Raw genomic sequence first — 15,696 nt, forward strand, 5'->3', positions numbered from 1 at the left:
GTTCCATTTTGTCAACAACATTCGACAAGTCATCCTCTTATTTATTTTAAATTTGTAGAATATTAAATTTATGGCTTAATTCGCCAACGTTTGAAACAGAGTACGTGTGTACTCATGCTGTAACAAGTCTTTATCCCATTCCTTAAATATTTCCACGATCTCCCCCTGAACCATAACGGCAACGCGGTCACAAAACTGACGAGTAGATTGGAGATCGTGAGTGATGAATAGGTAGGACAACTCACGTTCCTGCTGCATTCTCTTAAGCATGCCCAGCACGGAAAACTGCGTTGTCGTATCCAGATTGGCGATCGATTCATCGAACAAGATAATATCCGGCTTCACCGCCAACGCTCGGGCAATACATACCCGCTGTTTTTGCCCGCCACTCAGCTGTGCTGGGTATTTTTCCAGACTGTCAGTCTCCAATCCTACCGATTCCAATAGGGACAGACAAATATCCAGCGCCTGCGCTTTTCGTCCGGGAAAATAGTTGTGGATTGGCTCCTCCAAAATATCTCGTATGGTCATGCGAGGATGGAGCGAGGACGACGAATCCTGTGCGACCAGTTGGATTCGTTTGTACAGATGGATATCCTTCATCCTTCCGGTGTGAATGGGCTGGTCATCCAGCCAAATCTCTCCTGAAGTCAACGACTCCAGCCCTAGAATACATTGTGCCAGCGTGCTTTTGCCACTTCCACTTTCTCCAACCAGTCCGAGACATTCCCCCTGTCGTAGCTCCAGACTCACCTTCTTCACGGCCTGCTCGCTATCTTGCGTGCTGAACCAGCCTTTTCTCCGTTTGCGGACAGGGTATGCTTTGGTCACATTCTTCAATTCCAGCATCACTGGTGCATCCTCCCTTCCGGGCTCATCTCCAACACTCGATCTGCTATGCGGCTCATACCCTGGCGATCATGTGAAATCAACAATATGGTGAGATCAAAGTCTTCTCTCAATTGTTGCAACAATGCCAGAACCTTGTCGCGGTTGATAACATCCAACGCCGTAGTAGGCTCATCGGCAATAAAGAGGCTCGGACCGGAGCTTAACATTGCAGCCAGCAGCACCCTTTGACACATGCCTCCGCTTAGTTCAAAAGGATATGACGACAAAATATGCTCAGGATCTGCAAACCCAACCTTTCGGAGCAGAGAGCGCAAATAGGTCTCCCGCACTGGAGTAGCGCCTCCTCTGGCTATCTCCGTGGCACGGCTCAGCATCTGCCGCATCCGTGGCAGCACGCCCAGCGGGTGGACTTGCTGCGGTGCAGTGTGGGATGGGACAGCATCAGCGTGCTCCGGCTCCATTTGGTCATGCGGCATCCGACGCCGCCCGTGCAGTCTAAGCGTGTCCATCAGCTGGGCGCGGACAGTCCGGATCGGGTTCAACCCGCTCAGCGATTGTTGAATGAGCAGGGCAATATCCTCTCGGCGCAGCCTTTGCCAGCGCCGTTCCTGGAACGGGAGAATGTCTTCCCCGTTATAGTAGATACGCCCTTGCGTAACATTAATACCTGGCTCCAGCATGCCTGCGATTGCGTGTGCGGTCAGGCTCTTGCCGCATCCGCTCGGTCCGGTCAGGGCCACAATCTCCCCTGAATATATGGAAAAGCTCACATCACGCAGCAGTGGTTTGCTCCCGCTTCCGCTTGCTCCTACGCCTGTACGGCAGATTTCCAAATGTTCCACGTGTAACAACGGTTTTCGCCCTGCCACTTGCTCTATCGTATCCTTGCACCCAAGGGCTGTTTGATCCTCCACTATTTGGCCGCTCCCTTTTCCGAAAAGCGGTCGCCCAAAAGCTGGCAGGCAAGTACGAACAACATAATCGCCAAGCCCGGGAAAATCATGACATGCGGAGCCACCTGAAAATACGAGGTTGCATCATGCAGCATCACGCCCCACTCTGGCTTGGGCGGCTGTACACCCAGTCCAAGAAAGGACAGCCCAGCGATCATCAGCACCACGCGTCCGATATCCCATACCGCATAAACCAACAACTGCGGCAACGCTTGTGGCAATACATAACGGCTCAGTATACGTACGTGTGAATTGCCGGATAAACGGGCATACCTAACGTAGTCCTCCTGACAGGCTTTTTGAACCAGACTACGGACATACCGAACATAGCCCGCCCACCGTACCGCAATAATCGCAAGGGTCATGTTAACAAAACCTGGACCCAAAATGCCCACAATTGCCACCGTTAAAATAATATCAGGAAAAGCCAGTACGCCGTCGATTCCACGCATAACCAGCTGATCCACGCGTCCGCGCACATAACCAATGAGCAACCCTATAGGCAGACTGAAGCACAACGTAGCTACAGTAATTGTACATGCGATTAGCACGCTCATCCGAATCCCGTAAATTAGCCTTGACAGCACATCCCGACCCAGATGATCCGTACCGAAAGGATATTTCCGACTGGGTGGTGCCAGACGGTTCAAAAGATCCACTTGAAGAGGATCATGAGGAGCGACCCATGGAGCTAATAACCCAAGCAGCACGATCAGACCAAACAGTACGCCTCCTGCCAGCAAGCTCCCTTGAAAGGAAAGCCGTATCTTTTTCATTTTCAGCTTCCCCCTTAACGCAAACGCAGCCTCGGATCTATCGCCGTCTGGACCACATCCACCAAACACTGAACTCCTACAATTAAAAATACAGCAAAAATAACATACCCCTGAATCACCGGATAATCTCGCTGTGTAATCGCATCTATAAAATACTTGCCCAACCCCGGCCATGAAAAAATGGTCTCTACGATGACATTACCTGCCAGCATAAATGATAGATTGGTACCTAGCAGTGTAATTATAGGCAGAACCGCATGCTTAAATATCTCAAAAAACAGGATATGCATACGGGAAAAGCCTCGAGCCTTCGCTGCTTTCACAAAATTCCGGTCACCCAGCTCCAGCATTTGAGCGCGCAGTACACGTGCTTGCACAGCTCCCAAGCCTGCACCAAGAGTCAGCGCTGGGAGCACTAAATGTGTCCAATCCTCCCTTCCCATGGATGGGAGCCAGCCCAAGCGAACGGAGAATAGATAGATCAACAGAAACCCAAGCCAAAAAGAGGGGATCGACGATCCCAGCAGGGCGAACAGCCTGCCCAGACGATCCAATGGGCCGCTAATTTTTAGCGAGGCAGCCAGCCCCAACCCCAGCGTAAGCACCGTCATGACGGCAAAGCCCGCAGCAGCTAGCTCCACAGTAGCAGGCAGTCTGTTCCACAGTTCGGCTAGCACAGATTCCTTGGATACATACGAGGTGCCCCAATGCCCTGTGAACACATCCCGCAGCCAGTTCACATATTGAATATGAAACGGTTCGTTTAAGCCTAGTTCCTGCCGTAGCGTCGTCAACGCCTCCTCAGAGGCAGGGACATTATGCGCGGTGAGCAAAATGGTAGCAGGGTCTCCAGGAGCCAGCCGCATCAGTACAAAAGTCAGCGTGGATACAACGAATACAATGATGAGCAGCTGCGCCACACGTTCCAGTATAAAACGAATCATAGGATACGCCGCTCGTTATTCCGCAATATCGGATTGCGCTGTAATGTAGTAATACTCGATCGGATGGGGTGTAAAACCCTCTACCCCTTTTTTCACACCAAACACATTGTCAGGATGCACAATGAAGGACTGTGGCAAATCCGTATTGATGATATCCAGCGCTTGTAGTGTCACAGCATTACGCTGCGCTGTATCCTTCGCCAGCTTCAAGCTGTTAAGAATACTCTCCAGCGGTTTGGAACTATAACGGCTTACATTGGCTTCGCTTTGCGAAGAATAAAACATGTCCATAAAATATTGTGGCTCTCCTGTATGAGCAGTAAGCATACTGTACATAGCAAAATCCCAATCGTTTTTGGTCAACGCCTCGTCGATATTTTCCACCTTGCGAATCTTGACCTGGATTCCCTCTTTCAGCAATTGGCTTTGGATGACCTCAGCCATAACAGAGAGCTCTGGACGCTGAGGAAAAGTCAGCAGCGTAACCTCGAACGGCTTGCCTTGCTTAGTCCATGTCCCTTGGGCGTCCTTCTGCCAGCCATCCTTCGTTAACAGCTGATCCGCCGTTCCGTCCAGCGCTTTACGCTCAACTTTACCGAAGGGAAGAATGCTCGGGAACGGACTGCTTGCTTCCGTACCGAAGCCCCTCATGACGGCGCTCACAATCGATGTGCGTGGAATCAGGCTGTCCACCACCTTACGGTTCGCCGCATCCTTGAATACTGGGGATTCCATATTATACACGAGCATATGGGTGCGCAAGGAGGGAGCCGACAGCACCTGTAGCTTGTCGTTCTTTTTCAGTACCTCTGCGTTATCAACCGGAATATCCGTCGCTACATCCACCTCGCCGGATTGCAGCGCCATCAGGCGCGAATTCCCGTCCGTAATGAACTTCATCGTCGCTTCAGCCAATCGTGCCTTCTCGCCCCAATATCCGTCATAACGCTCTACGATCAAGGATTGGTCCTTGTTGAACGCTTTAATTTTAAAGGCGCCTGTCATCGCTGGGTAACTCTGCTCATCTTTCATCGATGCCACATCCAGTACAGTCGTCGATGGATCAGCTAGATTGGACACCAGCGCCGCATTCGGCTGGTTTGTCGTGATCTTTAAGGCCAGCGGGCCGCTTACATCAATGGACTTCACATTCAGTAAATCCTTCGCCAGATGGCTTTTCTCGATAGAGCGTAGCAAAGATGCTTTTACACTTGCTGCATCCATACTTTTTCCATTATGAAAAGTGACTTTATCCTGCAAGCTGAACGTCCAAACTGTAGGACTATCCTGCTTCCACTCCTTTGCCAGCCAAGCCACAGGCTCCAGCTTTTCATTCAAACGTACCAGTGTCTCACCTGCACCGGATCGCATCACATCCCAGCTATTATCTCCGTGTGGGTCAACGCCTGACGGTTTCCATGTATACGCCATTACCAGCTTTTTACCTGTAGCCGTTTGTTGTGCTGACGCGTTCTCATCTTTGCCGGAGCTATTCGACGTCTTATTGCTAGTACATCCCGAAAGAGCCATAACTGCCAGTAACAGCATCACCCCTGTACATATCAACCATGAGCGCCTGCTATGATTGCTAATCATTCGATGAATCCCCCTCTATCTTGTAAAATCATATAAACTTAACGCAAAACGCGAAAAAAGCATTCCGGACCACTTGATCAGCAGTCAGAAATGCTTTCATTATAAAATGTCAAAACACCCTCGAAGCCAACTCCAAAAACATAGAAGGGATCAGATCGGTTTCAGACATTCCGTATGCAGCACGCCTAACCACCTCCCCAGCATCCCGTGGGTCTGACAGTGATGTCAAAACAGGCAGGTCTCCTGACTCCAGGCGTATCTTTCAGGCCTTCCCGGTTCTTCACAGTTCCAGTGGCTGTTCTGAAAGCTCCAGCAGTATCCTGCTGATGCCTGTATACAGTGGCGGGCCCGTGTCGGAATCAACCGAACTTCCCTTTTAAGTGAACACGCTCAACAACTATCCACATGGTCTCAACAAAACCCCGTACATAGAGTCGTCCGGCTCACACCTGTTTTCTTCCTTTATTTCTTTCCATTACGATCTTATTTTGTTGTCATTGGCTTGTCAATAAACGCTGCACAATAATTCAAATTTGAACGATAAGGTAGAAACAAGACATAACCTTCAATTGCGTGCACGCAATTGAAGTGTTAAAATTAGGTATAGAGTAAACCACCGTGTCCATATACTAAAAAGAGCCTTCGCCGCGCCAACGGCAAAGACTCTTAGGACTTGAAAGGCTGTGGATCACCACGGCGCGCTAAATACTTAGCTAAACCCACCGTTAGGCGCCTAACCTAATTACGCGGTGGGTTTTCGCTTGTTCCGAAATTTTCGACGTAGCCAGCGATAAAGTTTACGAATACTAAACACTAGGCTTAGTAACGTAACCATCCAACGCAACACATCGTAGCACGACACAAGGTTGACCATCGGCTTCACCCCCTTTCGGGAAGCTGCACCGTGGTCCGAAAACATCCACCACTATTCAAAATCCATAATTTAGATTATACCATGCCCCTTCCTACCACTCTAGCAAATTCTTCTAGTAGATTATCAAGCTCCTAATATTCATTTGGGGAACTCCTTCAGCTTCTTACTCCTGCTTGACTATCAATTCCGCTTTTATAAGGCTGTCATTAAATGTCGTATATATCAGACTAATGGACTCTTGCTAATACAAATACAGATAAATATATTCATATATACCATTAAAAGGTTGACATGGTGTGTAAAATCCTTTATTCTATCTATGTATTTACAAATTTTTCAAGGAGGCACTTTGTATGAAAGTAAAGTTTCTACCACAAGCTTTTCTGGCTGCAACGTTACTCATCTCTTTGGGGGTCGTCAGTCCAGCAATCTCCCATGCTGAGAAAGGAGAAAAAATCCCTGACCAGATGTTGGCGGGTACTATCATCCAATATGATGAGAACAATAATATGGTTGTACTAGAAAAGGGAACTCCAGTACCTGAACCACAAAAATCTCTAGCTGCTATTGCCCCACTTACTGCTGAACAACAAATTGAGCTAGAGAAGGAAGAAGCACGAGTTAAGGAAATCAAAGAAGAAGCCAAATTACTGCCGGTATATCATATTGATAACCCTGACCCTCAACCTGGTTTAAAAGTAATTTATGATGGCGAAGGTTACATCAAAGATATCATCTTGCCTGATCAAAAGGAAAATGCGATTACTACTAATAATGTATCACTTCAGGCACTACCACGCGGAACACGCAAAGCACCTGGGACTTATACATACGGAGCACATAATAATGAAATTGTCATCACCGGAACTTCGAGCGGTAAGGTTCAAGGCACAGGAAGAGGGACAAACTTTACGGACTCAACTGGTGAAAATTCCAATTCACTAAAAAGAGGCGACTGTGCAACAAAAGGGGCTATTGATAATCCTGAGTTTGGAACAAGCATTGCAGTAAGAAATATAGATAACAATATTTCTACTAGCTTTGTCAAAGCTGATAATGGAAGTCTTCCAGATGCAGTCATTGATATTTGGAAAACAGGTGTGCAGGATTTAGGGTTGACATGGAGTTCTTCTCTTTCATTTTCAGGAAGATATTTCTACACATTCTAATACCTCTTTATCCTCAAAAAAAGGGATAGGGCCTATGTTCTGTCCCTTTTGCCCTTTTTTTAATTTATCATAATCAAATCCACATCTTAGAAAGGATGTTCCTTTTGAAAGAAAGAAGTTATGGATTCATTATACTTTCCTTGCTCGTTCCAGCTCTATTATCATCCTGTTCTCCATCCTCTACTCCATCAGTAGAACCAGTCCCATCCAAACAAGTCCAATCAGGGGAAAAGACAGCTCTAGCCGGACAGGGCCAATATCTATCCATGACCTATACAGAATATGTGAATGGGAAAAATACAGATAAAGGTATGGTTATGCGGGTCATGACGTATGACTTAAGCAGTAAAAAAATGACCAAACTGGCCGATGTTCCTTATACCTCTCAATACCCACTTTCCGTGGTGTCCTTACCTGATCACAAAATTTATTACTCTGCCGATGTGGATGATAAGGGAGACCAACTATTTTCGTACGACTTAAATTCAAAAAAAACTGAACAATTATCCGATAATTTATTTGCCATTAATCGTATAGTGCCAACTACTCCGGAAGGTCCACTTATACTAGCTGCAGTCAAAAAAGGAGAGCGTACACTTAAAACGATTTTCTACAATAAATCGACTCATACAATGCAGTTCTTACATGATGAAAATCAGGATATGAATACTTGGTCTGTATCTTACAACTCCAGCAAAAGCGCAACGTACATTTCCCAATTTTCCGAAAATGGACGAGATAAACAAAGAGACATCGCAACCAAGAAACAGTCCACTATGCTCCCTCCGGACTACAAGGTTACAGAAATCAACAACGCCACTAAACAAGAGCGGTCTGTCATTACACTAAAGAACGAACAAATCTTATCATTGTCCAGCAGTAATGATCAGTTGCTCCTAGTCACTGCCCGTTTCATTAATCACGGCAACCCCGAGTATAGCCTTGTCGATATTGTGACTGGAAAACGCACCAAATTAGAGCTACCCATTTCATCCCGCAGCTTTATCTATATGTCCCCAGACGGCAAGGGTATCTACTATTTAGGCAGCGCCTCTCAGAAAAATCAGGAGGAAGGACGCGGCGTGTACTATTATGACTTTACTTCGAAAATTCAAACCCCGATCTTTATACAGGAAGAGGGTTTCATCAATAACTTCATGCTGCTTAATAAATAACCAGTTCTGGATAACTCCATGCCAAAAAGCCGGAAAAGAGGCATACGTCCTCTCTCCGGCTATCTTTATTTATTCCTAATCATCAAACCTTCTGTGGAACCTCCGAAACCGTCACGCTTTTGACCGATTCCCCTTGTTTTCTCGTCAAAACAATGTTCAAGACAATCGCTGTAATCGAACCCGAAACGATACCATTTTGCAACAGCATTTTGGCAAAGCTCGGCAGCTGGTCGAACATTTGTGGCAGAACGGCAGAGCCTAGGCCCACGGCAATACTGCATGCTGCGATCAGCAGATTGCTTTCCTTCCGCAGATCCACTTCTGACAAAATAGACATGCCTGATGCAGCAACCGAGCCGAACATGACGATCATCGCTCCGCCTAGCACAGCGTTAGGAATCACTGTCGTTAAGGCAGCCAGCTTAGGCAGCAAACCGAGAACAACCATGATCCCGCCCGCAGCAAAAATAACGTTACGCGATTTGACGCGTGTGAGTGAAATCAGACCCACATTTTGCGAGAAAGCTGTATAAGGAAACGCGTTAAAAATCCCCCCAAGCATAATCGCAAGTCCTTCCGAACGAAGTCCATTGACGATCTGCTTTTGCTCCACCTTTTGATCAATCGCCTTACCTACTGCCAGATAAACACCCGTAGACTCGACCATGCTGACAATATTGACAATAATCATCGTACATACCGCCATAATGCTAAACTCTGGCTTACCAAAATAAAACGGCTGCGCAACACTCACCCATGACGCATCGGCCACGGGAGCAAAATGCACCATTCCCATCGCATAAGCAACCACCGTGCCTGCAAACAGACCGATGAGCACGGAAATCGAGCGCATAAAGCCTTTTGCCAACCGATTCACAAGCAAAATAACCAGCAAAGTAACCAGCGCCAGCAGCAAATTACGCGGCTGTCCAAAATCCGCGCTGCCCTGGCCACCTGCTACATTGTTCATCGCCACCGGAATAAGAGATAGACCGATAATCGTAACGACCGAACCCGTAACAACCGTCGGGAAAAAGCGTAACAGCTTGCCATACAACGGTGCTGCTAATACCACGAATATACCGGACAAAATAATAGCACCGTACGCTGTCGCTAAATTTGAGGTCGAAGCAATCGCGATAATGGGCCCTACTGCCGTAAACGTACAGCCTAAAATGACAGGCAGTCTACTACCGAAAAAGCGTGTCCCCATAATCTGTAATAACGTAGCAATCCCGCAAGTGAACAAATCGGCAGCCACCAAATAAGCCATCTGGGCTGGCGTCAGGTGCAATGCTCCCCCTACAATTAGAGGTACAGCAATTGCTCCAGCGTACATCGCCATGACATGCTGGAAGCCCAGCGCGAATAACTTTTGTTTACTTAGCATCCCACATTCTCCTTAACGGGAGGAATCGCCGCTCCAGCTTCCTCTATAAAATGAACCTCGCCTGGTGCCATGGAAGCGATACGCGCAAGAGAACGGACGGCAATGCCTCTTTGCTCCAACAGTCCACGACCTTCCTGGAAGCTCTTTTCAATCACACAGCCAACCCCGGCCAGCTCCGCTCCTGCTTCCTTCACAATATCCGTAAGTCCAACCAAGGCTGCGCCAGTAGCCAGAAAATCATCTACGATCAGCACATGGTCGCTGGCATCGAGATATTTTTGGGAAATGCTCACCTGATAGGTTTCCTGCCGAGTGAACGAATGAACCTCTGCGAAGTATACCTGCTCATTCAGCGTGATTGCCTTCTTTTTCTTCGCATAAATGAACGGGACCCCCAAGGCAATAGCAGTAGCCATAGCAAATTGAATACCACTAGCTTCAATTGTAAGTACCTTGGTGATCGGAGCACTGCCGAAAAGGCGTGCAAACTCCTTACCAATCTCCAATGCTAATGCTGTATCTACCTGATGATTCAAAAATGAATCTACCTTTAATACGGTGTCAGATAAAATTTGTCCCTCTTGACGAATACGTTCCTCCAAAGCTTTCATTATGCGAGTATCGCTCCTTCTGTACTTTAAAATAGTATAAAACCTGCCAAAACCAAAAAAGGACAGGCTCCCTTGAGTTGTTTCTCAAGTGAAGCCTGTCCTTGGGGTTGTCATCCCTGACGGATTGGCGCGCAAATAAATGCCCGCATTCATCCAAAGCCGATGCGCTATCACTCATAGTCGGACGATTACAGTGGTCATCCGGTAGAAACTTTTGGGCCATATCCCCAATATTATACGAGTCATATGAAATTGATATCTTGTATACTACACCCTCTGGCGGGCGGTTTCAAGACTATTTTTCATACAGACAGCGGCATTTGGAGAACCTTCCACAATTGGAATATCGTAAAATCAAATCGACCTTTGTTCGAGGTATATATATTGTGAGGACTTTGCATTATCCTGATTGTAGAAAACAGATAAAAAAACAAAAATGCATACAAAACAACACTTAATTTTAATTATAATTTTATAAAACAAAAATAAAACCACAAATACTACTTCCGTTTCTGTTGACCGCAAAGAAAAACGGAAGTAGTATGGAGTTAGTTAAGAAAACAAAAGGCAGATTTCAGGCTGCCCGTATTTTATCCATGCAAGGAGATTGGATATGAATAATTATCTTGCTGTTGATATTGGAGCTTCAAGCGGAAGGCTCGTAAGTGCAACTCTGCAAGGTGACCAGCTACACTTGCAAGAGCTTCACCGTTTCAACAACTCCTTTACCGAAAAGGACGGACACGATTACTGGAATATCGACGAACTATTGAATGAGATTATTCAGGGCTTGCAAAAAGCTAAACAAAAAGGGATTCATTCCTGTACGCTCGGCATTGATACATGGGCTGTAGATTACGTGCTGCTTGATCAGAAAGGTAACCGCATTCATGAAGTATACGCTTACCGGGATGCACGTACCCTCCATGCACCCGACAGGCTGCATCAGCTCATCAGTCGAGAGGCTGTGTATGAGAAAACAGGCATTCAGGAATTAAACTTTAATACCCTGTATCAACTGTTCGTCCATGATCGGGAACAGCTTGCCCAGGCGGATAAAATATTGATGGTTCCCGATTATCTGTACTATCGCCTGACAGGCATCATGATCAATGAAATGACGAATGCGTCCACGATGCAGCTTCTCAACGTGAACTCCCGAGAGTTTGATGAAGACCTGCTCTCCCTGCTCCAACTGCGACGCAATCAGTTTTCAGAGCTTGCCGAGCCTGGACGGGTTCTGGGTTCTCTTTTGCCGGAGCTTGTTCAAAAATACGATCTTCCGAACTGTCAGATCATTCTAGCGCCGACTCACGATACTGCATCGGCTGTTGCAGGTGTTCCGTCACAGCGGGAAGAACCTTGGGCTTATATTAGCAGCGGAACGTGGTCACTACTGGGAATGGAACGATCCGAAGCCTTGAATACCAAGGCAGCCATGCAGGCGAACTACACGAATGAGTGGGGCGCTTACGGTACGTACCGTTTACTGAAAAATATTATGGGATTATGGATGATTCAGGAGGTTAGAAGAGAGGGCGGTTCCGCACATAGCTTTGCCGAATTGGCCGAACTAGCTTCAGCAGAGGCACCGTTTGTCAGTCTCGTCCTCTGTAACCAGTCATCCTTTTTAAACCCGGATTGTATGACCGTTGAAATCCAGCGATTCTGTGAAGAAACAGGCCAGCCCATCCCCAGGACGCCGGGTTCACTCGCCCGCTGTATTTTTGACAGTCTGGCCTTAAGCTACCGCGATGCCTTACACGAACTGCAATGTTTAACAGACGAAACAATTACCAGATTGCACATTGTCGGCGGAGGCGCTAACAACGAATTACTATGTCAGCTAACCGCCGATCTCTTGGGAATTGAGGTTCAGGCAGGTCCTTCCGAATCTACGGCCATCGGCAATATTGTCGTGCAATTAATTAGCTCTGGTGTTCTTGAGGATCTCAAAGCTGCTGGCCGAACCATCGCCCGCTCCTTTCCGACTCGGCTCTATGAGCCACAATCGGTGGAAGACGTGCAAGATCTTTTGGGTCGCTGGGAGCACCTTAAGATACAAGCAACATCCTCTATTCACATATCTCAATAAAGGAGTAAAGCCATGAACGAAGCTATTGAAGCCAGTTATAACGAAGCGAAAAAGCTGTATGCCCGCCACGGTATTCAAGTTGACGACATTTTACGGAAGCTTTCACAAATCAAAATATCACTGCACTGCTGGCAGGGAGATGATGTTCAGGGATTTCTGTTCAAAGACAAACAGCTTAGCGGGGGGATTGCCGTAACGGGTAGCTACCCGGGCAGAGCAGGCACGCCGCATGAGTTACGTCAGGATTTAGAAAAAGCTCTAGCACTCATTCCGGGTAAACACAAGGTCAATTTGCACGCAATCTATGCGGACACCACAGAACAAGTGGATCTGGATCAGCTGGAGCCACGCCATTTTCAGAACTGGGTAGACTGGGCTAAGCAGCAAGGGCTTGGGCTTGATTTTAATCCAACACTGTTCTCCCATCCCAAAGCGGAAGACGGCTTCACATTGAGCCATAAGGATTCGGAAATCCGTGATTTCTGGATCACACACTGCAAAAAATCACGCAGGATTGCAGAGCATTTTGGAAAAGAACTCGGTCAGCCCTGTGTCACAAACCACTGGATGCCGGATGGCTATAAAGATACTCCGGTTGATCGGTTGGCTCCAAGAGAACGTCTGCGTGATGCGCTGGACGAAATTTTCAGCGAGAAAATCAGCGAGGAATACAACATCGATGCGGTTGAAAGCAAGCTGTTCGGCATCGGCTCGGAAAGCTATGTCGTGGGCTCCCATGAATTCTATATGGGTTACGCCCTGACACGCGGTAAATCTATCTGTCTCGACGCTGGTCACTTCCATCCAACCGAAGTCATTTCGAACAAACTGTCCTCTGTGCTGATGTTCACCGATCAATTATTGCTCCATGTCAGCAGACCGGTTCGCTGGGACAGTGATCATGTCGTGACGATGGACGACGAATTGCTAGACATTGCCCGTGAGCTGGTTCGCGGTGAATTGCTTTCCCGAACCCATATCGGTCTTGATTTCTTTGATGGAAGTATCAATCATGTAGCAGCATGGATCATCGGAACACGCAACACGATCAAAGCGCTGCTTCGCGCTATGCTCGAACCGATTGAAGCATTAAAGCAGGCGGAAGAGGAACGGGACTTTACCACTCGTCTTGCTCTGGTCGAAGAGTTTAAATCGTATCCGTTTGGTGCCATATGGGATTACTATTGCGCTCAAAACGGCGTTCCTGTTCGTGAGGAATGGCTGGCCGAAGTTAAAAATTATGAACAACAGGTACTGCTGAAACGTTAACTACTGTACTGATAATGCTTATATTCATATCATCCAAAAGGGAGAGATTATCCATGACTACTGTACTGGAGAATCAAAAAGAACGAAAATCGGGACTGGATATCCCATTTGTTCGCGAGATGGCGGAAATTACACAAAACATGTGGAAATTCGGCTGGGATGAACGCAATGGAGGTAATGTAAGCTATATTCTGGATGAAGCTGAGGTTGCAAAATATATAGATATTCATCAGGTCATTCGGACGATTAAACCTGCTTTCCCGGTGAATGAACTGGCTGGTAAATATTTTATCGTCACCGGATCAGGGAAATATTTCAAAAACGTAATTGCAGATCCAGAAGCTAACTTAGGAGTCCTTCGTGTCTCCCAGGATGGCGAGCAATTGGAAGTCTTGTGGGGCCTCAAACATGGCGCAGTGCCTACCAGTGAGTTGCCTTCCCATTTTATGAGCCACATTGAGCGCTTGAAGGTCGATCCTAGCCATCGTGTTGTGATTCATAATCATGCCACCCATGTTATTGCCATGACCTTCATTCATAGTCTGGACGAAAACCAATTCACCAAAACGCTGTGGGAAATGTGTACTGAATGTATTGTCGTCTTCCCAGACGGTATCGGTGTAATCCCTTGGATGGTACCGGGTTCCAGCGAAATCGGCCGCGAAACGGCAAAAAAAATGAAGGATCATCACGCTGTATTATGGCCTCATCATGGCATTTTCGGAACGGGCAGCTCCATTGATGAAGCATTTGGCCTGATTGAAACGATTGAAAAAGCGGCTCAAATTTATATGCTCATTGCTCACCATAATATTCAGCAACGGATTACAGATCAGGAATTGGCCGATCTGGCCAAAGCCTTCAACGTTACTCCAAAAGAAGGAATCCTGAACGTATAAATATAGACTAATCTCCATCTCATAATATAGAACTTAAAAGGCTCCAAGGCTCGTCTCAAATCGGCCATGGAGCCTTTGGCATACCTCGTTTTAATTATATAACCCTTAATTCCAATGAATTAACTTGTAATTATGCTTTCCTTTATATACAATAAAATCAAAATTCCCTTATCTCCACCAAAGGAGAGGTGACAAGTTATGAAAAGAGCAAAAAATGAAGATCACTTCGACATCGTGGAAGACCATTATTTCACAGCCACCGAACTGGAAAAATCCAGCGCCGTTTGGCCTGTCAGACTAGGTATGGATATTTCGAAAACAAGCTGCCATGTCGGTCCCAAGGCTGTTCCTTATTTTTATTTGATTTTTGTACTTGAAGGTCAGGCTGAGTTTATTTATAAGCAACAAAAGTACCGCGTCCAAAAGTCTGATTTATTCTGTTTTTTTCCGCATCTTGCCCATGAATATTACACCGATCAGGAGCACCCGTTGCAAAAGGTATGGATTGCCTTTGAGGGACCCAAGTCCCTCGCATTGCTGGAGCGGATCGGAATTAATCCCTCTACGCCATTGATGGCTAACGCAGTGAGCGAGGAAATCCTCGGACTTATCTCCAACCTGTTTTCCATCGTACACGACAACAGCAGACAGGGCAGCGATCTGGCCCGCTTGATTACACTGCACCAGATCTTCGAGGAATTGTCCCGCAACACATCTGACGTGCTGCGCAACTTTGTATGCTCTGATTATTGGCTCCAGCAGGGGAAAGATTACATTGAAATGCATTATTGTGACCGTGTTACGATTGAACAAATTGCCGAGCATGTAGGTGTGGATCGTGCGCATTTCTCACGTAAATTCCATTCCACCTTCCTCATCTCTCCCGCCAAGTATTTGCAAAACCTCAAGATTAACGAAGCCAAAAGATTACTGGAGCAGACGACTTACAATTTGTCGATCATAGCCCAGTCCATCGGCTATACCGATATGTCCACCTTTTCCAAGGCATTTAAGAAAACAGCAGGGATTCCACCGCGTGAGTATCGCTTCCGACATCAGTCCCGGCAAGAGATTCGTACCGTCAACGCTTAGT

13 protein-coding genes and 2 riboswitches are annotated in these 15,696 nt (G+C 46.8%); of the genes, 6 read left to right on the top strand and 7 right to left on the bottom strand.

What is annotated here, in order from left to right:
• Positions 1–75: 75 nt before the first annotated feature.
• Genes AOU00_RS11895 through AOU00_RS11915 form a run of 5 tightly spaced genes read right to left on the bottom strand, consistent with a single transcriptional unit; the run spans position 76 to position 5,121 of the window.
• Positions 76–852: an ABC transporter ATP-binding protein gene (locus AOU00_RS11895; RefSeq protein ID WP_069290677.1), complete on the bottom strand. Its 777-nt coding sequence runs from the start codon at positions 850–852 to the stop codon at positions 76–78.
• Positions 849–1,766: an ATP-binding cassette domain-containing protein gene (locus tag AOU00_RS11900; RefSeq protein WP_069290678.1), complete on the bottom strand. Its 918-nt coding sequence runs from the start codon at positions 1,764–1,766 to the stop codon at positions 849–851. Before AOU00_RS11900 ends, AOU00_RS11895 begins: the two co-directional genes overlap by 4 nt.
• Positions 1,766–2,581, bottom strand: a complete 816-nt coding sequence (locus AOU00_RS11905; protein WP_069290679.1) for an ABC transporter permease — start codon at positions 2,579–2,581, stop codon at positions 1,766–1,768. The genes AOU00_RS11900 and AOU00_RS11905 overlap by 1 nt, the downstream gene beginning before the upstream one ends.
• Positions 2,582–2,595: 14 nt before the next feature.
• Positions 2,596–3,525 carry a nickel ABC transporter permease gene (nikB, locus tag AOU00_RS11910; RefSeq protein ID WP_039271928.1) on the bottom strand — a complete coding sequence of 310 codons (930 nt, stop codon included), beginning with the start codon at positions 3,523–3,525 and terminating at the stop codon, positions 2,596–2,598.
• A gap of 15 nt (positions 3,526–3,540) precedes the next feature.
• On the bottom strand, positions 3,541–5,121 hold the full coding sequence (locus tag AOU00_RS11915; RefSeq protein ID WP_039271930.1) for an ABC transporter substrate-binding protein: 1,581 nt from the start codon (positions 5,119–5,121) through the stop codon (positions 3,541–3,543).
• A 215-nt stretch (positions 5,122–5,336) separates the two neighbouring features.
• Positions 5,337–5,541: riboswitch (cobalamin riboswitch) on the bottom strand.
• An 807-nt stretch (positions 5,542–6,348) separates the two neighbouring features.
• Between AOU00_RS11915 and AOU00_RS27040 the strand changes: the two genes are divergently transcribed.
• Entirely contained in the window at positions 6,349–7,164 is an 816-nt protein-coding gene (locus AOU00_RS27040; RefSeq protein ID WP_230585071.1) for a hypothetical protein, read from the top strand.
• 104 nt (positions 7,165–7,268) lie between these two features.
• Positions 7,269–8,339: a hypothetical protein gene (locus AOU00_RS11925; RefSeq protein WP_039271931.1), complete on the top strand. Its 1,071-nt coding sequence runs from the start codon at positions 7,269–7,271 to the stop codon at positions 8,337–8,339.
• An 82-nt stretch (positions 8,340–8,421) separates the two neighbouring features.
• Here the strand turns inward: AOU00_RS11925 and AOU00_RS11930 are convergent, their stop codons facing one another.
• The gene (locus AOU00_RS11930) at positions 8,422–9,729 is read right to left on the bottom strand and encodes a nucleobase:cation symporter-2 family protein (RefSeq protein WP_069290680.1); all 1,308 of its coding nucleotides are present in this window, start codon (positions 9,727–9,729) and stop codon (positions 8,422–8,424) included.
• The gene (locus AOU00_RS11935) at positions 9,723–10,340 is read right to left on the bottom strand and encodes a xanthine phosphoribosyltransferase (RefSeq protein WP_069290681.1); all 618 of its coding nucleotides are present in this window, start codon (positions 10,338–10,340) and stop codon (positions 9,723–9,725) included. The genes AOU00_RS11930 and AOU00_RS11935 overlap by 7 nt, the downstream gene beginning before the upstream one ends.
• 157 nt (positions 10,341–10,497) lie before the next feature.
• Positions 10,498–10,601, bottom strand: a riboswitch (purine riboswitch).
• A gap of 352 nt (positions 10,602–10,953) precedes the next feature.
• Here AOU00_RS11935 and rhaB point away from each other — a divergent pair.
• From rhaB to AOU00_RS11955, 4 genes are all read left to right on the top strand, one after another.
• A complete protein-coding gene (gene rhaB / locus AOU00_RS11940; protein ID WP_069290682.1) occupies positions 10,954–12,435 on the top strand; it encodes a rhamnulokinase in 1,482 nt (493 codons plus the stop codon).
• Between the two features lie 12 nt (positions 12,436–12,447).
• Entirely contained in the window at positions 12,448–13,704 is a 1,257-nt protein-coding gene (gene rhaA / locus AOU00_RS11945; RefSeq protein ID WP_069290683.1) for an L-rhamnose isomerase, read from the top strand.
• Between the two features lie 53 nt (positions 13,705–13,757).
• On the top strand, positions 13,758–14,603 hold the full coding sequence (rhaD, locus tag AOU00_RS11950) for a rhamnulose-1-phosphate aldolase (RefSeq protein WP_069290684.1): 846 nt from the start codon (positions 13,758–13,760) through the stop codon (positions 14,601–14,603).
• A gap of 198 nt (positions 14,604–14,801) precedes the next feature.
• Complete coding sequence (locus tag AOU00_RS11955) at positions 14,802–15,695, top strand: AraC family transcriptional regulator (protein WP_069290685.1); 894 nt, start codon at positions 14,802–14,804, stop codon at positions 15,693–15,695.
• Position 15,696 lies beyond the last annotated feature (1 nt).

The organism is Paenibacillus polymyxa (genome assembly GCF_001719045.1).
GTDB classification, from domain to species: Bacteria; Bacillota; Bacilli; order Paenibacillales; family Paenibacillaceae; genus Paenibacillus; species Paenibacillus polymyxa_B.